Source organism: Paenibacillus sp. MB22_1 (genome assembly GCF_047200555.1).
GTDB classification, from domain to species: domain Bacteria; phylum Bacillota; class Bacilli; order Paenibacillales; family Paenibacillaceae; genus Fontibacillus; species Fontibacillus phoenicis.
On sequence record NZ_JBLADV010000001.1, the window covers coordinates 1,772,066 to 1,795,150 of the forward strand.

A 23,085-nucleotide genomic window follows, 5' to 3' on the forward strand; every position below is an offset into this window, starting at 1 on the left:
CGTTCACGATCACCTCTACCGACTATTGTAACATACCCCAAGCCCTGGAGGACAGGCTATCCGTCGCGGAAGATTGCGCGGCATGACGCTTCTCTCATTCGCTTGAAATTTAAGGCACTTTTTGCTAGTGTGATAGAAAAAAATCCAACCTCTTATATCGGTAAAAGGAGCAACATTGATGAGCACAAAAAAACTTTCCCGCCTGGCCGGCATCATGATATCTGTATGCCTTGGGACGGCTTCCCTCGGATCGCCGGGACTGCCAGTGGCTTCCGCTTCGCAGACGCAGGCGGGGAAATCCGTAACTGTGACCGTAGGGGGGCAATCCGTTGCCTGGACAACCAAGCCCCTCATTTATCGCGGCGTGACCTATGCCCCTTTGCGTGAAGCGGCGGAATACCTGGGTGCAGAAGTACGATGGAATACTACGAAACGTGCTGCCGAGCTTCGGGTACACGGGGACACGATCCTGCACCGCGCGGGGACGGATCTGTTCAGCGTCAACGGAAACCCGCTCCGGATCGGCGTAAATTCGTTAGATCAAGGCGGCGTCACCTTGGTGCCTTTGCGGGCTTTAGCCGAAGTGCTGAAGGCTGAGGTGGATGCCGTGGCAATGTCAGGAACGATGCACGTTGCCTTGACCCCGGACGCAGCGACAATCCGTTCTTCGGAAACCGAGGTAGCTGACCGCTATTTGCAAGCCCAGAAGTACTCCGGCATCGCAATGATTGCTAAAGGTGACCAGATCCTGCTGCGCAAAGGGTACGGATATGACGGCGATAACCAGCTCGTCCGGGCCGATCAAAAGTCGCGCATTGGATCGCTGACCAAATCGTTTACGGCGGCGGCCGTCATGAAGCTCGCGGAGGAGGGAAAGCTTCACCTAGACGATACATTAGAGTCGTATTTCCCCGGTTTTCCTAGTGGGGATCGGATTACTATTCACCTGCTGCTATCCCACCTGTCCGGCATCAACCCCAACTTTCCACGTGTTGCGGGCCTGTCCTTGCAAGATACCATCGAAGCGATCCGCTCCAAACCGCTGCTGAGTGAACCGGGCAGCAAATTTATGTACAGCAACAGCGGTTATGTCGTGCTGGCAGGGATCATCGAGAAAGCCTCGGGGATGAGTTATGGGGAATATCTGAAGCAGAGCATTTGGGAGCCGCTGGGTTTAAAAGACACCGGCGAAGCGAAGCCCTCGATTGCAGTCCTTCAGGGCTATGTAAGTAGGGGGGATCATATCTGGGCTCCGGCCGGGCCTTATATCTCCCAATCGGGGACCGGCACGTTATATTCCACGGCAGACGATATGTTAAAGTGGATCACCTCGTTTGAAACGGAGCAAGTGCTTAGCCAAGCGTCTATTGACCAAATGTTCACCCCGTATTCTGGGAGAAATTACGGCTACGGCTGGATGATCCGAGAGGAAAACGGAGTGACGCGCGTCTTTCACAACGGCAGCGGCACCGGCTACGCCACCGGAATGTCCCGGGAGCTTGGCGACGGGTATACGATCATCCTGCTCGGCAACCACGCCGGCATGGATACGTTGACGCTGATGACCGAGCTCAGAAAGCGGCTGCCTTAAGCTTTGTTGAATCGTTACGGCATCCCTGTACTGAATAAGTATCCGTCTTTAAGTACCCGTACTCGCATCGCATATACTCTAACGCTTACCAGGATGCTTATTTGGGCAAAATGCACACGTTCCATTATCTAACGCTGATCAGCATGCTTATTTTCTGTGAAACCCCGTTTTTTTAAGGAGAAATCGCTTAATAAGCTCTCCTACAAGCGTTACATCTTTCAACTTCACGTTTCACTACAAATAACAACTGTGGTCAGCGTTACAGATCTTCGGAAGGCAGTGGATATGAATAAAGGTCGTCCCCCGCTTGAGCTTCAAGTGACAGGGACGACCTTTTTTGTTTCAAAATGACTTGGTTAACCGCCAAGCTCAGAGCTCTTAAGCAACTCCAGCGCCACGGCGGCGGCCTGCTGCTCGGCTTCCTTCTTGGATCTGCCAGTACCCTGGCCAAGCGGACGCCCATCCATGCGGACCTCCGCAACGAATTCGCGCTCATGGGCCGGTCCCCGTTCTTCAATGATCCGGTATTCCAATGTGCCCATGCCATGATGCTGCGTCAATTCCTGCAGCTCCGTCTTGAAGTCGCCGGTCGACAGCTTGCCATCAAGGGTCAATTTAGGGAATACATGGCGATGAAGGAACGCAGTAACTGCTTCCAGGCCCTGGTCCAAGTACAAAGCGCCAATAAAGGATTCGAACACATCCGCGAGCAATGCAGGACGAGTTCGCCCACCCGTCAACTCCTCGCCTTTGCCTAGCAGGACGTATTTTCCAAACTCCAGGTTTTCGGCGAATTTCACGAGCGACGGTTCACAGACGATCGCGGCGCGCAATTTGGTCAGCTCGCCTTCAGGACGATCCGGGAATAACCGATATAAATGCTCCGAAACGGTCAATTCGAGAACGGCATCGCCCAAGAACTCCAGCCGTTCGTTATCCTCATATTGACTGAAGCGATGCTCATTCACGTATGACGCATGAGTGAAGGCTTGTTTCAGAAGCTGCCGATTTTGGAATACCAGTTCAAGTTTTTGCTGTAACTGCTTCAGATCTCCATTCACCGGACTTAACCCCTTATGCTTCGTATTTCTTCATGATGATCGTGGCATTGTGTCCACCGAATCCAAACGAGTTGGACATCGCGACGCGGACATCCGCACGTCTGGCTTCGTTCGGAACGTAGTCCAGATCACATTCTGGATCCGGATGCTCCAAGTTGATCGTTGGCGGAATGATGCCATGCTTCAAGGTGAGCCCGCAGATGACACCTTCCACCCCGCCGGCAGCCCCAAGCAAGTGGCCGGTCATCGATTTCGTCGAGCTGACCGCCAACTGATAAGCATGGTCGCCAAACGCCCGCTTGATCGCAATCGTCTCCGAGCGGTCGCCAACCGGAGTCGATGTCCCGTGGGCGTTGATATAATCCACTTCTTCCGGCGCAATCCCGGCATCACGGATCGCCATCTTCATGCAACGCTCCGGCCCGTTCGGATCCGGCTCGGTCATATGGTGAGCGTCTCCGCTCAAGCCGTAGCCAATCACTTCACCGTAGATTTTAGCACCGCGCTTCTGTGCATGCTCCAGCGATTCCAAAATCAGAATCCCGGCGCCTTCGCCCATGACAAAGCCGTCTCGTTCCAGATCAAACGGCCGGCTGGCTTTCTCCGGTTCGTCGTTGCGGGTCGACATCGCCCGCATCGAGCAGAATCCCGCCATACCGGTCGGACGGATCGTTGCTTCCGCGCCTCCGCAAATCATCACATCGGCATCACCCCGCTGGATAAGCTTGTACGAATCGCCGATGGAATGAGTTCCGGTCGCGCACGCAGTTACCGCCGTCGTGTTCGGACCCTTCGCTCCAAACATGATCGATACATGGCCCGAGGCCATATTGGCAATCATCATAGGAATAAAAAATGGGCTGACGCGTTTTGGACCTTTCTCCAGCAAAATATTGTGCTGGTCTTCCCAAGTTCCAAGACCGCCGATCCCCGAACCAATCATAACGCCAACCCGTTCCGGATCGGCCGTCTCACCGATGGTGAGTCCGCTGTCTTTCATGGCGCTGATTGCCGCAGCGGCTGCAAATTGCACGAAGCGGTCCATCTTCCGCGCTTCCTTCCGATCCACATAATCCTCTGGATTAAAATCTTTCACGGAGGCGGCAATTTGCGTCGGGTATTCGCTGACATCAAACGCTTCGATTCTCGAAACGCCGGATTTCCCCTGAACAAGGTTATTCCATAGCGTATCGAGGTCTTGTCCTAGCGCCGTCACGACCCCCATTCCTGTAACTACTACTCTATGCTTCAAACACATTCACCTCGTATGGACTTCATGTGTACTAATCATTCTAAGTCTTAAGCACGAATGCTTGAAGAGCTGAAGATGAGGAGAAGTCCCGCCTGCTATGTAGGAGGTACGGGACTTTTGGATGACATTAGGTATGAGATTGTATGTAGTTTACAACTTCACCTACAGTCGTAATCTTCTCTGCATCTTCGTCGGAAATTTCCAGATCGAATTCATCTTCCAATTCCATGACCAACTCAACTACGTCAAGCGAATCCGCACCCAAGTCGTCTTTGAAAGACGCTTCCAGGGTCACTTCGGCTTCATCAGCGCCGAGGCGATCCACAACAATGCGTTTTACGCGATCCAAGATATCGGACATCCGGTTCACCTCCTCTTTGGTATTATAAGAGATTTGAAGTTAAAATGCCATAGAAGCGAAAGGCGTGTTTTTACATATACATTCCGCCGTCTACGTGCAACGTTTGACCGGTCATATATGCCGCGCTGTCCGAGGCGAGGAACAGAACCACGCTGGCGATCTCCTCAGGTTGTCCCAAGCGGGCCAGTGGGATATCCGCCAGCAGCTTCTGGCGATACTCCTCCGGAAGCTCGCCCGTCATATCGGTATCGATAAATCCGGGAGCGACGCAATTCACGGTGATCCCGCGCGAAGCCAACTCGCGTGCCGAAGATTTGGTCAAGCCAATCACCCCGGCTTTGGCAGCGACATAGTTCGCTTGGCCCGCATTGCCGAGCACGCCAACCACCGAAGAGATATTGATAATTCGTCCCGAGCGCTGCTTCATCATCGGGCGGGTTACGGCTTTGATGCCGTTAAATACGCCTTTGAGATTCGTCTCGATGACTTGATCAAACTCTTCTTCCTTCATGCGCATAATTAAATTATCTCTTGTAATCCCTGCGTTATTCACGAGAATATCAATCCGGCCCCACGAATCCAGCATGGATTTCACCATTTCCTCGAACTGCTCGCTGCTGCCTACATGCGCTTTAACCGCGTAGGATTTCACACCAAGCGCCTCGATTTCGGAAACGACGCGGGCCGCGGCTTCTTCATTCCCCGCATAGTTTACAACAACGTCAGCTCCCGCCTCGGCCAAAGCAAGCGCAATGCTGCGGCCAATTCCACGTGAAGCCCCCGTGACCAAAGCGGTTTTCCCTTGCAGCGGTTTGCTCATACGGTTCATCTCCTTTCGCCTAACCTATGCGAAGCATTTAAAAATCAAAGCTCTAGATTGCCTCTATGATCCTATCGCCATTCTTTGCGCCAAGCGGCACCTTTGCGGCGATGGTAAAACCTAAGGCTAAATCGGCCTATTCGGTTAAAGCTGCAGCCGTTTGTTCCAGGCTGTCCAATCCGCTAACGTTAAACAGCCGCGCCGATTTATCGATTTTTTTGATTAATCCGGTTAAGACGCTGCCAGGCCCGATCTCTACGAACGTATCCACGCCTTGGGAAAGGAGCCAACTCACGCTATCCTCCCAAAGCACAGGAGAATAAACTTGACGAACCAGCAATTCGGCAATCTCTGCCCCGCTTTGTACGGGACGAGCCGTCACATTAGCGACAACCGGCACCTTGGCATCGCTGAACGAAGCAGCGGCCAGCCGTTCGCCGAGCCGTTCCGCAGCCGTCTTCATCAAAGAAGAGTGGAACGGACCGCTGACTTCCAGCGGGATCGCCCGTTTGGCTCCGATTTCCTTCACCCGTTCAATAACAAGGTCGACCCCTTCTCGGCTTCCCGAGACCACAATCTGCCCAGGGCAGTTCACATTCGCCAGCTCAACCAGCGCACCGCCAGCAGTAATGTCGGCGCACAGCTTAGCAAGTGCGTCACGCTCGCCGCCAAGGACGGCTGCCATCGCGCCTTGCCCGCCCGGCACCGCTTGCTCCATAAATTCGCCGCGCGCCCGAACAAGCTTCACGGCATCTTCAAAGTGAAGAACACCGGCTGCGGTCAGCGCGCTGTATTCCCCCAGGCTGTGGCCGGCTACATAGTCCGGCTGAAAGCCTTTGGCCGCAAACGCCTCATACAACGCCACGCTAGTCGTTAAGAGCGCAGGCTGCGTATTGGCCGTTTGCTTCAGCTCCGTATCCGGGCCGCCGAAGATCAGATCGGTGAGCTTGAAGTCAAGCTGCTCATCCGCAGCTTCAAACCGCGCCCGCGCCTCCGGCAGCGCGTCATATATATCCTTGCCCATTCCAACGCTTTGGGAACCCTGTCCCGGAAAAACAAAAGCGATTTTGCCCATCCTGTGCACTCCCTATCGTAAAAGTCCGGTGAATGACCATCCACCCGCATGTCCTATGGCGAAAGCCTAGATTACCATACGAGTACGGATGCGCCCCAGGTTAATCCGCCCCCGAAGCCAACCAGCAGGATGGTGTCGCCTTCCTTCATGCGTCCATCCTCTGCCGCTTCAACCAGAGCCAGCGGGATCGAAGCCGCCGAAGTGTTGGCGTATTTATCCACATTGATCACGCATTTCTCCTCCGGCAGATTCAGACGCTCCCTCGCCGATTGGATGATTCGGATATTCGCCTGGTGAGGGACAAAGAGATCGATGTCCTCTTTGGTCTTCCCTGCTTTGCGCAGCACTTCTTCGGTTGCCGTTCCCATCACGCGTACGGCAAACTTGAACACCTCGCGGCCATTCATATAAATGTAATGCTTGCGATCCGCCACAGTCGCCTCCGAAGCCGGAAGCCGGGAACCGCCCGCTTCGAGCTTCAGCAACTCACCGCCGGCCCCTTCCGCGCCGAGATCAAAGGACAAGAATCCGCGGCCTTCCGGCACCTCGCCGAGAACGACAGCCCCGGCTCCGTCCCCAAACAAGACGCAAGTGTTCCGGTCCGTATAGTCCGTGATGCGGGACAAGGTATCCACACCGATCACCAGTGCATTCCGGTACATTCCAGTCTGAATAAATCCGTTCGCCGTGGCCATTCCGTAAACAAACCCTGAACAAGCGGCGGATAAATCAAAGGCAGCCGCTTTCTTCGCACCGAGCTTGTCCTGCAAAATGCAAGCGGTTGAAGGAAACGCCATGTCCGGGGTGATCGTTGCCACAATGATCAAATCCAGCTCTTCCGCTTTCAAACCCGCGGAATCCAACGCCCGAACGGCCGCTTCATAAGCCAAGTCGGAGGACGCTTGGTCCGGTGCGGCGATATGCCGTTCTTTAATTCCTGTACGCGAAACGATCCATTCGTCGTTCGTATCTACGATTTTCTCCAAATCGGCATTTGTCAGCACCTTCTCCGGAACGTATTTCCCGGTCCCGATAATTCCAACCGAACGTAATTTTGTCACTATCGTCATTCACTCCCCGCTGATTTCACGTGCTATACTCTCCGTCAATTTGCTTTGCAGCGCCGTTCGCGCTTGGCGTACAGCGTTCTTAATGGCCCCTCCGTCAGAGGAGCCATGTCCCTTCACGACCAACCCGCTTAATCCCAGAAGCGGCGCTCCGCCATGCTCCTTGTAGTCAAGCGTCTTCTTCAAGCCGCGCAGCGACGGCATTAACACAGCTGCAGCCAGCTTGTTCTTCAACGATTTCGAAAATTCCTTCTTCAGAATCGAAAACATTGTGCCCGCCGTACCTTCCAGCGATTTCAGCAAAATATTTCCCGCAAAGCCGTCACACACCAGTACATCGCAAGCACCGGTCAAGATATCCCTAGCTTCCACGTTCCCAACAAAGTTAATCGGCATCGTCTCTAACAGCGGGAAAGCCGATTTGGTAAGCTCATTCCCCTTCTTCGCTTCGGTGCCGACATTCAGCAGACCCACCCGCGGCTTGCTAATGCCGTGCACCTTCTCGCGATAGATACTGCCCATCAGGGCATATTGGGCTAAATGCTCCGGCTTGGCATCCATATTGGCACCAAGATCAAGCGCTAACACGCCGCGCTCGTCCACCGTCGGGATCATCGGCGCGAGCGCGGGCCGCTCGATCCCTTCCATCCGCCCGACCACCAGCAGTCCCGTAGTCATCAATGCACCGGTGTTGCCGGCGGAGATCATCGCCTCTGCTTCCCCTTCGCGGACAAGCCGTCCGGCGACGACCATCGAGGAGTCCTTTTTGCGGCGAACCGCCTTAACCGGCTCGTCCTCCGCTTCGATCACTTCGGACGCGTGATAAATTCGTAAATTTGCCGGCGCTCCTTGCAGCATCGGCTTCAGCACTTGCTCATTACCAACCAGAATGATTTCGGTATCGCTCCATTCCTTGGCTGCGGCCAGTGCACCTTGGACCGTGCTCTGCGGCGCGTGATCTCCGCCCATCGCATCAATGGCGATTCTCATGCTGACTTCCTCCTTCTGAAGTGTCCTCTCCGGTGGACCGGTAGATGACGAAATTCCCTTGGAAAACCATTTCTTCGCCTACGTAAGTAAAGACCTCAACCTTCGCTTTGCCTTTTTGGCCGGAATTGGGTCTGACATAAGCTTTCGCAATGCATTTCTCACCGAGATGCACCGAACGGATAAACCGGATGTCTGCAGAGAATGTCAAAGCGATTTCGTCGTTGATCACAGCCACCGCCAAGGAGTTCGCCTGGGCAAACACATGATGTCCACGGGCGATCCCCGTCCGGGAGAACACATGCTCCTCACGGATTTCAAAGATGGAGATCCCGCTCTTGTCCAGCTGCAGATCGACGATCTCCCCGATGACCTCATGCAGCGGCAAGGAACGAACCTGGTCATACGACCGTTCCGCCATCAGCTTCATCCGCTCCCGGAGCTCCGGGATGCCCAGCTCCATGCGGTCAAGACGGATTGTCTGAATGCTGACTTTCAGCTGACGGGTCAGCTCTTGGTCCGTAATAAACGGGTTAGCTTCTATCATTTGGACGAGCTGTTGCTGCCTCGTCCGCTTCGGCAAACGTTCGATGGGTATCCCCCCCTCTTCAGCAAGCAATGATGGTCTATCTATAATATCAACGTTCCCTTAATATGTAATAGTTGGCGAAGCTATTCTTTAGAACCTGGTACTAAAATGTAGTATAAAGCATCCCGTCCCAAAAGAAAAGCGAAATTGCCATAAACCTGACGGGAGGCGGCACGGGAGGCGGCAACAACAAAGACAAAAAAAATAGCACCTCATCGAAATGAAGTACTACTTTGAGTTGTTGCTTAAAGCTTATTGGCCAATAATTTCTCTAGATTTGTAAGTTCCGCAAACTTTGCAAACGTGGTGAGCAAGCTTCAATTCTCCGCATTGTTCACATTTTACCATGCCCGGCACAGCCAATTTGAAATGCGTGCGGCGTTTGTCGCGGCGCGTTTTGGACGTTCTCCGTTGAGGTACTGCCATGGTTCCCACCTCCTTATTCAAGTCAACCCTAACCGGGGCTTTATTTCTTGTTTACTTGCTTATTTTTTGAAAAAATCGCCGAGCGCTGCGAGTCGCGGATCGATCTTGTCCGTATTGCAGCCGCAATCCCGCTCGTTCCGATCCGTTCCGCAAACCGGGCATAGCCCTTTGCAGGATTCCTCGCACAGAGCGGCATACGGAAGATGAAGCAACAGCGTCTCTTCCACGTACGGCACGAGATCGACTTTGTCGTCGGCGACATAATGCAAGTCATCGTCTTCTTCCTGCGCCTGTACGTCTGTCTCGGGATCGTCGCCTTGTTTGAAGCTCTCTGAAAACTCCGCTTGCACGACCTGCTTCAAGGGCTTCAGACACCGGGAACAGGTCATATCGAGCTCTGCAGTCAGCTGGCCTTTGACATCGACAACGTCTCCGCCTGCGGCTTCCGCCTGCAAATCGACCTGAAGCGGACTGATCGCGGTAATGTCCCTGCGACCTTTAACGACATGGCTTACGTCCAAGGCTTGATGAATCTTCACCGGAGCTCCGGACGAGTTCACCTGACGTAAATGAATAATCATCAGCATCACTCCAAACAAACAAAAGTTATTATACCGATTTTAAGTAAGTTTTGTCAACAATAAAGCGATAATCCTGCGGAAAAGCTGTCGTTCACTTCCCCCTTGCCGTACCGCGCCGATTTCATGGTATATTGTGGTATATTCATAAATGAAAATTTGAAACTATCACCCCGGAGAATAAGGAGTCGAGTCCTTTGAAGATCGTAGGGATTATCGTTGAATATAATCCGCTCCATAACGGTCACGCCTACCATTTCGCCGAGGCGAAACGGTTGACGCAGGCGGACGCGGTCATCGCCGTGATGAGCGGCGATTTCCTGCAGCGCGGCGAGCCGGCGCTTGTCGACAAATGGGCTCGGGCCGAGATGGCCCTCCGCCTCGGGGTCGACGTGGTGCTGGAGCTGCCGGTCGCCTACGCGGCCCAGCCGGCGGAGTGGTTCGCCTACGGAGCCGTGGCGTTGCTGGATGCGACGGGGATCACGACGCATCTGTGCTTCGGCAGCGAAGCCGGCGCGCTGACGGCGCTGCTGCCGCTGGCCGAGCGGCTGGCCGCCGAACCGCAGGCGCTGCGGGCGGCCCTGGCGGAGGAGCTCGCCACCGGGGCGAGCTACCCCGCGGCCTACGCGGCCGCAGCCGCCCGCACGCTCGGCGGCAGCGCCCTTGATGCCGCCGCAGCGCGAGCGCTCTTGGAGCAGCCCAACAACAGTTTGGGGCTGCATTACCTGATCGCGCTGCGGCGGCTTCGCAGCGGCATCGCGCCGGTCACCGTCCGGCGCCGGGCCGCGGGATACGGCGATGTCGCGCCGACGGACGCGAGCATCGCCAGCGCCACCGCCGTGCGGCGGCTGATCGCCGGCGGCGGCCTTACCGCGGCCGCGCCGTATCTCCCGCCGTCCACGGTGGACATCCTCGCCCGCGAGTTCGCGGCGGGACGCGGGCCCGTGACGTGGGAGAGCTTGGCCGCGCCGCTCTTCCATCAGCTGCTCCTGGCGTCGCCGGAGCAGCTGGCCGCCCTTCACGAGGTGACCGAAGGGCTGGAATACCGGATCAAAAAGACGCTGCCCCGCTTGGCAGAGCCCACCGTCGCCGAGCTGCTCGCGCAGCTCAAGACGAAACGCTACACGCATACGAAGCTGCAGCGCACGCTGCTGCATATTCTCTTGCAGCATCCCCGAGAGCTGCTGGCGCCCGAGGCGCTCGCGCAAGGCCCAGGGTATCTGCGCGTGCTTGGCTTTAGCGCGGCCGGGCAGCAGCTGCTCAAGCGGATGAAACAAACGGCCCGTCTGCCGATCCTCACCCGGGCTGCTGAAATGGAGCACCCGCAGCTGAATCTCGACATTCGGGCCGCTGCCGTATATGCAAATGCGATGCCAAAGCGAAGCGCAGAGGAGCTGCTGCGCGAGTACCGTCAAGCCCCTATTCGCCTGACGGATTAATCGCGCCGTTACGCTCCAAGCCTCACGCCGCCAAACCTGGAATCGCTTGCCCTGGATTATGGCGCCTTCGGCTCCAACGAAGCCAAATAATCCAAGGCATCGTCCAGCGTCTTCACCGGAACGAGCTTCATCTTCGAACCGATTTCCTCCGCTTTGGCCTTCGCAACCTTATAATTTGCCTCTGGAACAAAAAATATTTCCGCCTTCTCCCGATCCGACGCCACAATCTTAAACTGGACGCCGCCGATCGCTCCTACGGTGCCGTCCTCGGCGATCGTGCCGGTGCCAGCCACCCGGTAGCCTTTGCTTAAGTCCCCTGGTGTCAGCTGATTATAAATCTCAAGCGCAAACATTAAGCCGGCCGACGGACCGCCAATCCGCGTGTCGGCAAACTTCACTTCCTTAGCCTGATCCGCGGCCTGTATCTTCCGCAGTTCGCCTACCGATACACCTAATCCAGCCTTGCGCGCGCCGTCAGCCGCCTTAATCTCTACCAGCTCCACCTGCTGGTCGACCGATTTGCCTCCCCGTTCCAGACGGACATCAACCACATCCCCCGGTTGATTGTCCTGCAGCAAGGCGCCAAGGTCTTCAAACCGATTGACCGGCTGTCCCTTCACCGCTCGAATTATATCCCCGGAGTGAAAATCTCCCTTGGGCGGGCTATCCTTAGACAAGCCGATGATAAATACGTACTCCGGGACGATACCGTACTTGACGCCGGCTTTATTATAGGCCGCCATAATCGCATTGGATTGGGAGCTGTTCATATAGTATCGCTGTTGCGTTTCGTATTCCTCGTCATTGCGATCAGGTTCCTTCTTCACGATCTCGGCATGCTTGTTGAAGCGAGCCGTCGCCAGCATCCATACGTTGGCGTAACTGACGGAAACCGTTGTGAGCATAAAAGTGCCCTTCTCCTCAGGATCTCCCGACGGGATGGAAACCATCGGTTTGATTTCCTCTGCCGTCCCCGGCTGATTGATCATATACGGGGTAGACATATAGACGACAACATAGACGATCACCGCAAGGATCAGCACATACAGTCCCGATTTTAACGCTTTGGTTCTGGATGGTCGCATCCCGTTTCTCCTCCCTTCCTGTGTGGCGGCGCTTTCGCATCTTCTCAGCCGCCGCTCCTCTGCCTGCACCTGCCATGCGAAACCGGTAGTCTGTCCTTCGCCGCTGATGCATAGCATGTACTATGCGTATATTCGCTATCGATCTTTATCTAATGACAAAGAAGGTGGATCTATACATATGAATTTCCGACGTTTGGCTGCCAGCCCGCTCTCCACATGGTTAACCGGATTTTTGGCCGTTTTGCTCGTGATCTGCGTCGTTTACGCCCCCGGCGAAGCGTTCAAAGCTTCGGGGGAAGGCTTGGCCATATGGTGGCGCATCGTATTCCCAGCCTTGTTGCCATTTGTCGTCCTGTCGCAAATGCTGATCGCCTCAGGATTCGCCCACGGTCTGGGCACGTTGCTCGAGCCTTTCACCCGCCGCGCCCTGGGTCTTCCCGGCTCCTTCGGCTGGGTGCTGCCGCTGGGGATGACGGCCGGCTTCCCTGCTGCAGCCGAAGCTGCGGTAACCCTGCATAAGCAGGGCAAGATCACCGCGCGTGAAGCTGAACGTCTCGCCGCGACAGCTCACTTCTGCAGCCCGATGCTGCTCGTCGTTGTGATTGGCGCAGGCTTCTTAAGCCGACCCGAGGTCGGCTTGCTCTTGCTCGCCGTACATTGGATGGCCGGCATCGCCGCCGGCGTGACGCTGCAGTTGGTGTTCCCGGACCGTTCGAAATCAGCGGTGTCTCCACCAGCGGTAAAGCCTGCAGCCAAGCGGCATGAATCGATCCTGCGCCTGGCCGTTCGCCGCATGGAGGAGGCCCGCCGCGAAGACGGCCGCAGCTTTGGCAAGCTGCTGGGCGACGCGGTCACTTCGGGCGTACAAACGCTGATGATTATCGGCGGATATATGCTTATTTTCGCAGTTGTGATTCACGTTATTCTGCTTGCGTTCCCTCATCATACGATGGCCGTCGCAGTGAAAAGCGCCCTGGAGGTCCATTTAGGCTCCTATGCCCTGTCCGGACTGGCTCCTTCTCTTCCTCCGGCCCTCAGCGCCTCGATATTGGGGGCGGTACTAGGGTGGAGCGGCCTATGCGCTTACCTGCAAGTGCGAGCTATCCTCGGCCCCGCAGGCATCGGTGAACGGTCGTTCCTGCTCAGTCGTATGCTCCATGCGACTTATGCTTATATCCTCACTTTGGTGCTGTGGAAACCGTTCACCCGCTGGCTGCCAAGCGTTCTCCCCGCATTTGGCGGCAGCGCAGCCTCGCCAATAGGAAGCGACACCCCGTCCGTCAAGCTGCCCAGCTGGCAACTAGCGTTCGGGGTGATGGAATGGCAGTTGTGGATGCTGACTTTGTTGACGGTTGGCTTCTTGTCCATCGCGCTCCTGTGGCGGGGACAAGAGAAGCCTTAAACTTTAAGCCCTAAGCCGTGCTTAGCTCGGCCCCAGCTTATCCTTGAACTTCTCGCGCAGCGCCAACTCAACCTCCGGCGGCACGAGATCGCTGACATCGCCGTGGAAGCTGGCAATCTCCTTGACGACGCTGGAGCTCAAATACGAATATTTGGGGTGCGTCATCATAAAGATCGTTTCCACCTCGCTGTTCAGCTTATGATTCGTAGAAGCCAGCTGCAGCTCGTATTCAAAATCGGTGACGGAGCGAATGCCCCGGACGATCACATGGGCTTGTTTGTAGTCCATGTAATTGACCAGCAGATCCCGGAAGCTGTCAATTTCGACATTAGGAAGATGCCCGGTCACCTCTCTGAGCAAGGCCTTGCGCTCATCGACCGTAAATAACGGCTTCTTGCTCAAATTGTTCAGCACGGCCACGATCAGCTTGTCAAACTGGCGCGAGGCCCGCTGGATGATGTCCATATGCCCTTTCGTTACAGGATCAAAGCTGCCCGGATATACCGCCACTCGCGGTTGCCGCTGTTCACTCATGTTGTTTTTCCTCCTGATCGTCGGTTTGAACCGTGTTCAACTCGGTATCGTAAGTATAAATGGATACGGAAGTCTCCCCGTATTCCGCTTTACGTATTTGCACAAAAGGCCCAAACCGCTCAGGATAAACATACGAGGCTTCGTATTCGAGCACGATCGTTGCCTCCGGCTTGAGCAGCTGCAGCTCGTCCATCTGGGTCATCAGCGCATCCCCGTGTTTCAGGCGGTACGGCGGATCCAAGAACACCAGATCAAATGACGCCTCCCGTTTCGCCAGAGCTTTCAGCGCACGTTCAGCGTCGTTTTTGTAGACTTCAGCCATGGTCTCGAATCCGGTCGCCTTCAAATTCTGACGGATCGTCTCAATGCTCTTAAAATCTTTATCGATAAACACCGCCTTGTCCATGCCGCGACTTAACGCCTCAATCCCGAGACCGCCGGTTCCGGCAAACAAGTCCAGCGCGGAGCCGCCGTCGAAATACGGACCGATCATGCTGAATATCGCTTCTTTGACTTTGTCTGTGGTTGGCCTGGTCCCCATGCCGGGTACGGCTTTGAGCGACCTGCCCCGGGCTCGGCCCGAAATAACTCTCATCGATTTGTTCACTCACCTTTTATGCCTGGAAAATTCCTGTCGATATCGTACCATAATCCGCCTTGGAATGAAAAATGAAAAAATCATCGAACTTTTTTGCGAATGGAGGTATAAAACCCCTCTGCCCGGACACACTTAGAGTATCGACATCACCAAATGTCGTAGACAACCGCGGAGAAGACTTACGTTTCCCCATAAGCTCTTCGTCCGGTTTCTCCTCTCCCATGATGGGCATCCCGCAAGGGATGCCCGGACAAAAGCCCTTGTAGCAAGGAATTCTACGAGGGCTTTTGTCCTTTTTTTATTTCAGCTTTAGCTTCGCGAAGTAACGATCTACTAACTCCTGTCGTAAGTTGCTCGCCTCTTCACCGGATGAAGCCGGGCTAATTAACCAAATCTCCGCATCGGGGAACTTCGGGTGGGTCAACTCAGGAGGGAGCTCTGACTGAGGAATGGACCACGCGATGCGTACCATCTCTGCATCGAAATAGCTTGCCCCAAGCCGAATCAAGTTAGCGCCTTCATAACGATGTCCGGACCCGTTGACGAGGAAGCAATTGTCATACACCTGTCCGTTAATCTTTACTGCACCCTTAAATTGGGCGTTTCGTTTGTCATAATACCCGTCTAACGAAAGATGGACCGGCGGTGCAAAAGTCGGGTCCTCCTCCATCCAGGCCGCACCGTCAAAGGTTTTCGTCACCTTCACTGGAGATACGTTCTCGATATACCACCATGTATACATTGCCAGCAACAAAACCAATCCGGCAACCGCGGATATCCATAATCGCTTGCGAATCGTTACTCCCTCCCTCGCGGCAGTTCCTTAATCTTCCAACCCATCGTACCACCGGGGGACGCTGATGACAACCGTCTAAGTCCTGGCTTATATCCCCTTGTCAAACAAGCCCCGACGGTGCATCACGGTAATGATTCGGTAAAAATCCACGCTGCCCTGCTCCGGGTTCATCAACAGCGGATCGTCTTTGCTGTATTTCACCGCCGCCTCCACCGCTTCCTTGGCCCAGGCGGGAATCCCCGGCTTTGTCCATTTCTCCAACTCGGCGATTTTCTTCGCCTGCGCTTGGACGAGGTCTTGAAGCGCAGCAAATTGTTTTTTCTCCTCTGCAGTCATCGGTTCATCTCCCTTCGTTGCATCATATTGCGTCAAGCTGTAGGTATTCATCAACTGGATCAGCTTGTTGGCATATTGCGGATCCGTCGCGTATCCGGCCGCTGCAACGGCCCGCGCCGCTTCCGGACCTGTCTTTCCAATCGCCCCGGCATAGCGCGGCGCCGATAATAAACGGGCGTGATCCGCAATCGATTCTGCCCATGACCGGTATTTGCGAAAAGCCGCGTTCACCGTCACCGCTTTGCCGCCCCGATACTCGGTTGTGGGCAGAATCAAGCTGCCTGCCGGACCGGTGCCTTTTAACCCAAACAGGTTATTGCCTTGGACAGCAAGACGACTGGTCCCCCAGTTCGATTCCAAAACGGCTTGGGCGATCGTCAATGAAGCCGGAATCCTGCTTTCCTTCGAGCTGGCGACGGCAAGGGGGGCGATTTTCTGAATAAACCCGTTTTTATCCAATCGCATTCACCTCCACCATAGTTTATGTATCCGGTTGGACGAGGGATTGGACCCTTACCTTGACGGCCTCGGGATCTGCTTAATTCGATGTATAGCCGTGAATTCGAGGGGTAACCTAAAGATGGTTTCACAACCTAACTTAACTTTAGGAGGATCCTTAGCAGATGTACAACAATGTCAGTCAACAACTTCGTGAGATCGAACAAACGATGCGCCAGCTGGAACAGCAAACCCGTCAAGCTACGATGATGTACCAGCAAATGCTGCAACAGGAACAACAAAACGCGATGCAGCTGGAAGAGCTGGCTCAACGCGAGCGTAGAGCCGTGCAAGTGATTCAATCCGCACTCCAAGGGCATCAAACTGCGATGCAGCAGTATCAACGCGTAGCACAGCTTGCGAATCAACTGGAAAGCAGCGTAAACTCGATGTCTGGTTTCGGCACGAGTTATACCCAGCCTGGCATCGGTCAAACCTCCTACAGCACGCAAGGAATCGGTCAAAGCAGCTATAGCGGTGGCAGCATCGGCTCTTCCATGAACAGTCACCAGCCAAGCTCCACGCATACCAGTTCTTTGAGCTCCATCGGCTCCAGCGCTGCCAGCTCCATGAGCTCCATAGGTTCCGTAGGTTCCACGGGTTCCGCAGGCTCCATGAACTCCACGGGATCTCACACCTCGGGTTCGATCACCGGTGCAGGTTCGATCGGCTCCACAGGCTCGTTTCGCAACTTCCAATAAATCAATGTGACAGCCGCCTCGAGGCGGCTGTTTTTATTTTTTCCTCGTCCTCCTTCCCCTGTGATATAATTGGAAATTATCATGTGATTGCGGAGGACTTTTCATGAGTAAGATATTCCTGTTTTTTCTCTTGTCTTGGCTGCTAGGCAATCCGTTTCTCGCCATCATCGTCTTGCTCCTCATCCTTTACTTCATTGATCGGCGATATGTTGGGTTGTTTCCGAGCCTGAGCAAACCGATCAAACGCAGCCGCAATATAGGTCGTCTCCGGCAGCAGTTGGCCGCAAGCCCCTTCGACGTCTCTGCCAAACGCGAGCTTGCCCGCTTACTGCTGGAACGCAAGAAATATGCCGAAGCTCATCGCTTGCTCGAAGAGGCGAAGGACTTCTCTGAGTCGTCGGCAGAGTTTTGGGATGACCTCGGGACGGCCTGTTTAGGACTGGGACGGATCGAGGAAGGGGAAGCGCATATTTTGCACGCCCTAAGCCTGAACGAACGGGTGAAATACGGTCAACCTTACCTGCGCCTCGCCTCCGCCTTCCGTGAGCGAGATCCGCAGAAAGCGCTGCAATACGCCGCTCGGTTTGGCGAAATCCAATCCTCCTCCAGTGAAGCGTATTATTTGCTTGGCTGCTTGTATCAGTCGCTGGGCAGCAAGGAAGAGGCAAAACGCGCTTACAAGGAGTCGATTGAGGTGTACCGTTCTCTACCGAAATATAAGAAGCGTCAAGAGCGCGGATGGGCGCTGCGCAGCTTCCTCAAACGCAGCACGCTTGGTTAAGGTCAAGGTATCCACAACAAAACGCCGGCTTCCCTCCAAATTGGAGAAGAAGCCGGCGTTGCTTTTGTACACCTGCGGTTTACAAATTTACACTGTTCTCTTGCTGCGTCCCTTCGCCGAAGCGGCGGTGAAACGGCCACCAGTTCGCTTGCCCAAAAAGCTTCACCATCACCGGGATGAGGAACGGCAAAACGACTACGGAGTACAGCACCAGGCCGGTTAACACCAGCGTGGCGATTTGCAGCATGGACAGCACGCCGGACGGATACATTGAGGCCATCGTCCCGCCAAGAATGATCGCTGCGGACAAAATCACTGTCCCCATATTGCGCATCGAATGCAAGATCGCGTCGCTGACGTTCCACTCTTTGTTCTCGTTAAAGCGGTCCATCAGGAAGATGCTGTAGTCAACGCCCAGCGCTACCAACAGAACGAAACCGAAGAATGGCGTCGCCCAGCTCACGCCGGAGTACCCAAAGACGTCGACGAAGACCCACTCCGTAAACCCGATCGAAGCGTAGAACGTCAACACCAGGGACAAAATGATGTAGACTGGCATCACCAACGAACGAAGCAATACCACCAGGATAATGAAGATCCCAGCCAGCATTAAAAAGACGGTGCGCGTATAGTCGTTCCCCGAAATCGTCTTCAGATCGTTAAACGTACTCGATACGCCGCCGATCGCGATGTCGGCGTTTTCCAGCGGCGTCCCTTTCACCGCCGTTTGCACCGCAGCTTCCACTGCATCGATCTGGTCAATCGCTTCCCGGCCATAAGGGTTGCTGGAGAAGACGACTTCAAGCTTCATGACTTTGCGGTCCGCGGACAGATACGTATCGAATACTTGCTCGATCTGTTCGTTCTCCAGCGCTTCCTTCGGAACGTACCAGCCGTCCAGACCGTTGTCCGTGCTTCCAACCTCCGTCAAGTAGTCCTTGGCAGTTGTTAATCCGCCGGACACTTGAGCCAGGCCGTCAACGCTTTGATTCAGCCCATCAGTAAGCTGCGTGATTTGACCGGAGAATTCGCTGAATCCGCTTTGTACTTGCTGTTGCCCGTTTTGAATTTGCGCCAGACCGGATTCGACTTCAGGCAGCTGCCCCACGATCTTGCCTTGACCCTTGGCAGCCTGATCCAATCCCGTTTGCAGCTTCGCCAGCCCAGCAACGATTTGGTCCAGGCCCTCAGCCAACTGCTTCCCGCCGGCTGCCGCCTGCGCGTAGCCTTGGTTAGCTTGATTCAGCCCGGCCGCAACCTGCTCAAGCTGAGCTTCGATCTGCTGAAGCCCGGCCGTCAGTTGCTCCAGACCTTTGCCGGTTTCCAATACCGTCGTGCGAATCGTTAAATAATCTGGATCCGACGCTAAATCAGGATATTTGCCCTCCAGGCTGCTGAAGCGACCCGTCAAGGCGGCTAACCCCTGCGAAGCAGCCCCCAAAGGTTCGCGGATTTCCTTCAGACCGTTACCCAGGCCGGAAACCCCTTGAGCCAACTGCTGATAAGAGTCAAGCAGTTGATTGTGGGCGTTCGCCAAATCCTCAGCGCTCTTTTGCGCTTGTTGTAATCCTTGCTTCAACTGGCCGGCCCCAGCCGAACCTTCACGAATCCCTTTCTCGATCGCGGTAAGACCTCCGGACAGCTGAGAGATTCCGTCCTTCAGCTTCGCGGTACCGTCCACCAGCTTCCCGGTGCTATCGGCGGCTTCCTTCAGCTTAGGGGCGTTTTCCGACAGCGCCTGGCTGGCTTCCGCTAATCCGTTTTGGATCTTACCCAGCCCTTCGCCGCCTTCGCCTAATCCTTCACCGACGGTCTTCACCTGATTGCTTAATGCGAAATCCTTAAGCACTTCCCCTGTCGGGCGGCTCATCCCCCGAATGCTGGCGACGCCATCCGTTTTCTCAACCTCGCGGCTGATCTTCTCAGCGAGTGCCATATACTCCGCATTATCCATGGGCTCGTCATTTTTGATCACGATGGTGGACGGCAACGACTCGCCGGGTTCAAAGCTTTCGGAGATGATGTTATACGCTTTGACCGATTCATATTCGCCGCCGATTTCCTCCATACTGTTGAAGGATACATTGCCGGTGTACGTAATCACGAACGGTACCGTTACAGCAGCAACGATCAACAGAGCTGCCCATGGACGCTTCAAGGAGAAGCGACCGATGGCGCCCCAGAACCGGTTTTCCTTATGTTCCAGCGAACCGCGGACAGGCCAGAACAGCTTGGTGCCCAGCACGGCCATAAAGAACGGCACGACCGTAACCAAGGCGATAAGCATAACCGCGATGCCGACAGCTACCGCTACCGCCGAGCGGTACAACATAAATTGCGATAATCCAATTGTCGTGAAGCCGACCAGGACGGCGAGCCCGGAGAAGAGCACCGTCTTCCCTGCTTTACGGTACGTCTGGACGATCGCCTCCCATTGGTCATCCGTATGCTGCAGTTCTTCCTTAAAGCGGCTGATCAGCAGGATACAATAGTCCGTCCCGATCCCAAACATCACCGCCACCATAAAGATCTGCGTGTACGTCGAAATCGGGAAATTCACCGTATCCACCAGGAACGCAACGACGGATTGGGACACCAGATAGCTGAGTCCAACCGTCAGCAATGGGATAAACGGTGCCACCACCGAGCGGAATACCACGAACAGGATCAGCAAAATAAAGATTACGGTAAAATATTCCGATTTCTTCAGACCCTGCTCCGAGCTGACGATCATATCCTCGTTAATTTGCTTTTGCCCGGTCAGATAGTGCTCGACCTTCAGCGAATCGAGGGTTTGATGAATATCTTGCTCGATCTCCTTGAGCGGACGCTGCTCGTCAAGCACCGACAAAGAGGTTAATATCGTTTTACCGTCCTTGGAGATCAACTTATCTTTCGCTTCCGGCGTGCTGAACGGATCGGTAATTGAAGCGATGCCGATCTCCTCCATATGGTCGCGCAGCGCGGAGATGCCTTGTTCAATCTCTTTCTGCTCGGCATCATCGATGCCTTGATCATCATGAAAGACGAGGGCGATCTGAGTCTCTGCCGCTCCGCCCTTCAGCTTGGCCGCCTCCGCTAATATGGCGGAAGCTTCAGAGGAGGAATACCCGTCCGGAACGGTGATCTCCCCGTTCTCCCGCACTAAATTCCCCATGGAAGGCGCCGTCAGCATTAATGCTGCCGCCAAAGCGATCCACAACAGCAAGATCCACCATCTTGCCTTCAGTATGAATCTCATTTTCCCGAACTCCCCTCTCCGACCAATCTGGCTAATCTCTCAAACGCGCTAATAAATCCTTCCACTTCGTCCGCTTCGAAATGCACCAAATACTTCGAAACGGTGCTGATGATCTGATCTTGGACAATGTCGTAATTGCGCTGCCCCTGCTCTGTCATCGTTAAATAAACGACCCGACGGTCGTCTTGATCCCGAGTCCGCTGAAGCAATCCTTTGTCGACCATCCGTGTGATCATCGCGGTGATGGAGCTTTTGCCTACCCCAAACGCATCTGCCAGTTCCGTCGAGGTACATCTGCCGCGGGAGGAAATGTACTTCAAAATCTGAAATTGCTCCATGGTGATATCCTCTTGAATCATGTCGCGGATTTGCCCGTTCAGCCGCTTCGAGACCTCGAAAAAAGCTGCCATATACCGCTCAATCAACTGCTTCGTTTCAAGATTCACCCCTAAATCCCCCCTTGTCTTCTGAACAAGAAACATGTCCAGTTAGTTCACTAGTAGAATAGTTCGACAATGAAACTACATATGAAACTATAGGCGATTGCCGCCTGAAAGTCAAATCCCTTGAGCGAATTTTTATCACGATGATTACGCAAAAAAAGCCGCGGGGTTCTCCCCGCAGCCTTTCAGCCGGACCTTATTCATCCTCTTCGTTCTCTTCCACTTCATAGATGCAGCGAAACCGTTCTTCCCCGATGGCTTCATCCCAAAACCCGGTAATTTGAAACCCGATGTTCCGGAAAAAATCTGCGCCTGCCTCATCGGTAATGGCCTCCATCCGCTCCGGAGATGCTTCCGTGAGGGCGAGCAGCACCAAGGCTCGTCCATACCCTTTCATCCGCTGTTCTGGATGGACGGCAAGATGGATGATTTCAAGCGTCTGCGAAGCGTTGACACGATAGCCGATAATTCCGGCAATCCCCGCTTCCTCTTCATATCCATACAGCTGACATGTATCCTCTTCCCGGTACAAACGAGCCGCGTCCTCCAGCGCATCCGGGTCAAACATCACCGCATATTCCAGCAGCTCCCGAATGACAGGCTCGTCCACCCTCGCTTTTATTGATTTGAACATGGTGCCTCCTTAATTTCTGTACGCCCATCCTCATAACCAATCACGACGGTTTGCGCAATGCCAACGAACAGTCCGTGCTCGACAACGCCTGTCATCGCCTTCAACTCGTCGCTTAACCGGGCAGGGTCAGCGATTTGTCCGAAGGCCGCATCCACGATGTAGTTCCCGTTATCGGTCACGTACAGCTGATCCCCCTGCATCCGCATTTCGAACGGAACATCGTAACGGCTCTTCAGCTCCCGCAGGGTCCATTCGTAACAAAACGGCACCAACTCAATCGGCAGTTTGAAACGCCCCAATGTAGGAACCATCTTGCTATGATCGGCAATGACGATAAACCGATCGCTGTTGATCGCGACGAGCTTCTCCCGAAGCAGCGCTCCCCCGCCGCCTTTGATCAGCGCCATTTGCGGATCCACCTCATCGGCCCCGTCGATCGCCAGATCCAATCGGTCCACGTCCTTCGCCTCAATTAGCGGGATGTGATATTTCGCGGCAAGCTCCTCTGAAGCCTTCGAAGTTGCGATGGCACGAATTTGCAACCCGTTCCCCACCATCTCGCCGATTTTCTCGATCGCATAATAAGCGGTTGACCCCGTCCCGAGACCAACGGTCATTCCGTCCTTTACCCATTCTGCAGCGCGGTAACCCGCCGCCTGTTTGGCATTCATGTCTACCCCTCCAAAATCATGATGTTCGTACCTTTGCCCGCTCGAACACCTCTGTCCCAGCGGCACTTTCGCTCCTAATCATACCAAAAAAGCCCGGACAATAGAACAGCAGCGTAACC

General features: G+C 54.6%; 24 protein-coding genes. 5 read left to right on the top strand and 19 right to left on the bottom strand.

Annotation, left to right across the window (positions count from 1 at the left end; all coding sequences use genetic code 11):
• Positions 1-178: 178 nt before the first annotated feature.
• Positions 179-1,591, top strand: a complete 1,413-nt coding sequence (locus ACL02P_RS08255; RefSeq protein WP_412837083.1) for a serine hydrolase — start codon at positions 179-181, stop codon at positions 1,589-1,591.
• A 356-nt stretch (positions 1,592-1,947) separates the two neighbouring features.
• Here ACL02P_RS08255 and rnc read toward each other — a convergent pair whose 3' ends face one another.
• The 10 genes from rnc to ACL02P_RS08305 all read right to left on the bottom strand — a co-directional run bounded on the left by rnc (position 1,948) and on the right by ACL02P_RS08305 (position 9,810).
• Positions 1,948-2,652 carry a ribonuclease III gene (gene rnc, locus ACL02P_RS08260; RefSeq protein ID WP_260071225.1) on the bottom strand — a complete coding sequence of 235 codons (705 nt, stop codon included), beginning with the start codon at positions 2,650-2,652 and terminating at the stop codon, positions 1,948-1,950.
• A gap of 13 nt (positions 2,653-2,665) precedes the next feature.
• Entirely contained in the window at positions 2,666-3,904 is a 1,239-nt protein-coding gene (gene fabF, locus ACL02P_RS08265; RefSeq protein WP_412837084.1) for a beta-ketoacyl-ACP synthase II, read from the bottom strand.
• A 127-nt stretch (positions 3,905-4,031) separates the two neighbouring features.
• Positions 4,032-4,265 (bottom strand): acyl carrier protein, encoded by a 234-nt coding sequence (gene acpP, locus ACL02P_RS08270; RefSeq protein WP_009222968.1) that lies wholly within the window; start codon positions 4,263-4,265, stop codon positions 4,032-4,034.
• Positions 4,266-4,335: 70 nt separating this feature from the next.
• Positions 4,336-5,085: a 3-oxoacyl-ACP reductase FabG gene (gene fabG, locus ACL02P_RS08275; protein ID WP_412837085.1), complete on the bottom strand. Its 750-nt coding sequence runs from the start codon at positions 5,083-5,085 to the stop codon at positions 4,336-4,338.
• 136 nt (positions 5,086-5,221) lie between these two features.
• Entirely contained in the window at positions 5,222-6,160 is a 939-nt protein-coding gene (fabD, locus tag ACL02P_RS08280; protein ID WP_412837086.1) for an ACP S-malonyltransferase, read from the bottom strand.
• Between the two features lie 71 nt (positions 6,161-6,231).
• Positions 6,232-7,221 (bottom strand): beta-ketoacyl-ACP synthase III, encoded by a 990-nt coding sequence (locus ACL02P_RS08285; RefSeq protein WP_016312477.1) that lies wholly within the window; start codon positions 7,219-7,221, stop codon positions 6,232-6,234.
• 9 nt (positions 7,222-7,230) lie between these two features.
• Positions 7,231-8,217, bottom strand: coding sequence for a phosphate acyltransferase PlsX (plsX, locus tag ACL02P_RS08290; RefSeq protein ID WP_412837087.1), 987 nt, complete (start codon positions 8,215-8,217; stop codon positions 7,231-7,233).
• Positions 8,201-8,797: a transcription factor FapR gene (gene fapR, locus ACL02P_RS08295; protein WP_412837088.1), complete on the bottom strand. Its 597-nt coding sequence runs from the start codon at positions 8,795-8,797 to the stop codon at positions 8,201-8,203. The genes plsX and fapR overlap by 17 nt, the downstream gene beginning before the upstream one ends.
• A 258-nt stretch (positions 8,798-9,055) precedes the next feature.
• Positions 9,056-9,229, bottom strand: a complete 174-nt coding sequence (gene rpmF, locus ACL02P_RS08300) for a 50S ribosomal protein L32 (protein ID WP_009222962.1) — start codon at positions 9,227-9,229, stop codon at positions 9,056-9,058.
• A 59-nt stretch (positions 9,230-9,288) separates the two neighbouring features.
• Positions 9,289-9,810: a YceD family protein gene (locus ACL02P_RS08305; RefSeq protein ID WP_016312480.1), complete on the bottom strand. Its 522-nt coding sequence runs from the start codon at positions 9,808-9,810 to the stop codon at positions 9,289-9,291.
• Positions 9,811-10,004: 194 nt separating this feature from the next.
• Between ACL02P_RS08305 and ACL02P_RS08310 the strand changes: the two genes are divergently transcribed.
• Positions 10,005-11,246, top strand: coding sequence for a nucleotidyltransferase (locus ACL02P_RS08310; RefSeq protein ID WP_412837089.1), 1,242 nt, complete (start codon positions 10,005-10,007; stop codon positions 11,244-11,246).
• Between the two features lie 56 nt (positions 11,247-11,302).
• On the opposite strand, the gene ACL02P_RS08315 is transcribed toward ACL02P_RS08310, so the two are convergent.
• The gene (locus tag ACL02P_RS08315) at positions 11,303-12,331 is read right to left on the bottom strand and encodes a SepM family pheromone-processing serine protease (protein WP_016312482.1); all 1,029 of its coding nucleotides are present in this window, start codon (positions 12,329-12,331) and stop codon (positions 11,303-11,305) included.
• A 178-nt stretch (positions 12,332-12,509) separates the two neighbouring features.
• Between ACL02P_RS08315 and ACL02P_RS08320 the strand changes: the two genes are divergently transcribed.
• Positions 12,510-13,733, top strand: a complete 1,224-nt coding sequence (locus ACL02P_RS08320) for a nucleoside recognition domain-containing protein (RefSeq protein ID WP_412837090.1) — start codon at positions 12,510-12,512, stop codon at positions 13,731-13,733.
• 21 nt (positions 13,734-13,754) lie between these two features.
• Here ACL02P_RS08320 and coaD read toward each other — a convergent pair whose 3' ends face one another.
• The 4 genes from coaD to ACL02P_RS08340 all read right to left on the bottom strand — a co-directional run bounded on the left by coaD (position 13,755) and on the right by ACL02P_RS08340 (position 16,462).
• The gene (coaD, locus tag ACL02P_RS08325) at positions 13,755-14,267 is read right to left on the bottom strand and encodes a pantetheine-phosphate adenylyltransferase (RefSeq protein ID WP_028537796.1); all 513 of its coding nucleotides are present in this window, start codon (positions 14,265-14,267) and stop codon (positions 13,755-13,757) included.
• On the bottom strand, positions 14,260-14,862 hold the full coding sequence (gene rsmD / locus ACL02P_RS08330) for a 16S rRNA (guanine(966)-N(2))-methyltransferase RsmD (RefSeq protein ID WP_009222955.1): 603 nt from the start codon (positions 14,860-14,862) through the stop codon (positions 14,260-14,262). The genes coaD and rsmD overlap by 8 nt, the downstream gene beginning before the upstream one ends.
• Positions 14,863-15,163: 301 nt before the next feature.
• Entirely contained in the window at positions 15,164-15,616 is a 453-nt protein-coding gene (locus ACL02P_RS08335) for a hypothetical protein (protein WP_198136135.1), read from the bottom strand.
• A gap of 132 nt (positions 15,617-15,748) precedes the next feature.
• A complete protein-coding gene (locus ACL02P_RS08340; RefSeq protein WP_323076420.1) occupies positions 15,749-16,462 on the bottom strand; it encodes a glycoside hydrolase family 73 protein in 714 nt (237 codons plus the stop codon).
• A gap of 158 nt (positions 16,463-16,620) precedes the next feature.
• Between ACL02P_RS08340 and ACL02P_RS08345 the strand changes: the two genes are divergently transcribed.
• The gene (locus tag ACL02P_RS08345; protein ID WP_339302049.1) at positions 16,621-17,196 is read left to right on the top strand and encodes a hypothetical protein; all 576 of its coding nucleotides are present in this window, start codon (positions 16,621-16,623) and stop codon (positions 17,194-17,196) included.
• 103 nt (positions 17,197-17,299) lie between these two features.
• Positions 17,300-17,977: a tetratricopeptide repeat protein gene (locus ACL02P_RS08350; RefSeq protein WP_009222951.1), complete on the top strand. Its 678-nt coding sequence runs from the start codon at positions 17,300-17,302 to the stop codon at positions 17,975-17,977.
• Between the two features lie 79 nt (positions 17,978-18,056).
• Here the strand turns inward: ACL02P_RS08350 and ACL02P_RS08355 are convergent, their stop codons facing one another.
• From ACL02P_RS08355 to rpiA, 4 genes are all read right to left on the bottom strand, one after another.
• A complete protein-coding gene (locus ACL02P_RS08355; protein ID WP_412837091.1) occupies positions 18,057-21,218 on the bottom strand; it encodes an MMPL family transporter in 3,162 nt (1,053 codons plus the stop codon).
• Entirely contained in the window at positions 21,215-21,664 is a 450-nt protein-coding gene (locus ACL02P_RS08360; protein ID WP_260071216.1) for a MarR family winged helix-turn-helix transcriptional regulator, read from the bottom strand. Before ACL02P_RS08360 ends, ACL02P_RS08355 begins: the two co-directional genes overlap by 4 nt.
• Before the next feature lie 193 nt (positions 21,665-21,857).
• Positions 21,858-22,295: a GNAT family N-acetyltransferase gene (locus tag ACL02P_RS08365; protein ID WP_412837092.1), complete on the bottom strand. Its 438-nt coding sequence runs from the start codon at positions 22,293-22,295 to the stop codon at positions 21,858-21,860.
• Positions 22,280-22,966: a ribose-5-phosphate isomerase RpiA gene (gene rpiA, locus ACL02P_RS08370; protein ID WP_260071214.1), complete on the bottom strand. Its 687-nt coding sequence runs from the start codon at positions 22,964-22,966 to the stop codon at positions 22,280-22,282. The genes ACL02P_RS08365 and rpiA overlap by 16 nt, the downstream gene beginning before the upstream one ends.
• Positions 22,967-23,085: the final 119 nt, after the last annotated feature.

Coding starts and splice junctions, on each gene's coding strand:
- ACL02P_RS08255 (WP_412837083.1), top strand. CDS start 179: ATGAGCACAAAAAAACTTTCCCGCCTGGCCGGCATCATGATATCTGTA.
- acpP (WP_009222968.1), bottom strand. CDS start 4,265: ATGTCCGATATCTTGGATCGCGTAAAACGCATTGTTGTGGATCGCCTC.
- fabG (WP_412837085.1), bottom strand. CDS start 5,085: ATGAGCAAACCGCTGCAAGGGAAAACCGCTTTGGTCACGGGGGCTTCA.
- fabD (WP_412837086.1), bottom strand. CDS start 6,160: ATGGGCAAAATCGCTTTTGTTTTTCCGGGACAGGGTTCCCAAAGCGTT.
- plsX (WP_412837087.1), bottom strand. CDS start 8,217: ATGAGAATCGCCATTGATGCGATGGGCGGAGATCACGCGCCGCAGAGC.
- rpmF (WP_009222962.1), bottom strand. CDS start 9,229: ATGGCAGTACCTCAACGGAGAACGTCCAAAACGCGCCGCGACAAACGC.
- ACL02P_RS08305 (WP_016312480.1), bottom strand. CDS start 9,810: ATGATTATTCATTTACGTCAGGTGAACTCGTCCGGAGCTCCGGTGAAG.
- ACL02P_RS08315 (WP_016312482.1), bottom strand. CDS start 12,331: ATGCGACCATCCAGAACCAAAGCGTTAAAATCGGGACTGTATGTGCTG.
- ACL02P_RS08320 (WP_412837090.1), top strand. CDS start 12,510: ATGAATTTCCGACGTTTGGCTGCCAGCCCGCTCTCCACATGGTTAACC.
- coaD (WP_028537796.1), bottom strand. CDS start 14,267: ATGAGTGAACAGCGGCAACCGCGAGTGGCGGTATATCCGGGCAGCTTT.
- rsmD (WP_009222955.1), bottom strand. CDS start 14,862: ATGAGAGTTATTTCGGGCCGAGCCCGGGGCAGGTCGCTCAAAGCCGTA.
- ACL02P_RS08340 (WP_323076420.1), bottom strand. CDS start 16,462: ATGCGATTGGATAAAAACGGGTTTATTCAGAAAATCGCCCCCCTTGCC.
- ACL02P_RS08345 (WP_339302049.1), top strand. CDS start 16,621: ATGTACAACAATGTCAGTCAACAACTTCGTGAGATCGAACAAACGATG.
- ACL02P_RS08350 (WP_009222951.1), top strand. CDS start 17,300: ATGAGTAAGATATTCCTGTTTTTTCTCTTGTCTTGGCTGCTAGGCAAT.
- ACL02P_RS08355 (WP_412837091.1), bottom strand. CDS start 21,218: ATGAGATTCATACTGAAGGCAAGATGGTGGATCTTGCTGTTGTGGATC.
- ACL02P_RS08365 (WP_412837092.1), bottom strand. CDS start 22,295: ATGTTCAAATCAATAAAAGCGAGGGTGGACGAGCCTGTCATTCGGGAG.
- rpiA (WP_260071214.1), bottom strand. CDS start 22,966: ATGAATGCCAAACAGGCGGCGGGTTACCGCGCTGCAGAATGGGTAAAG.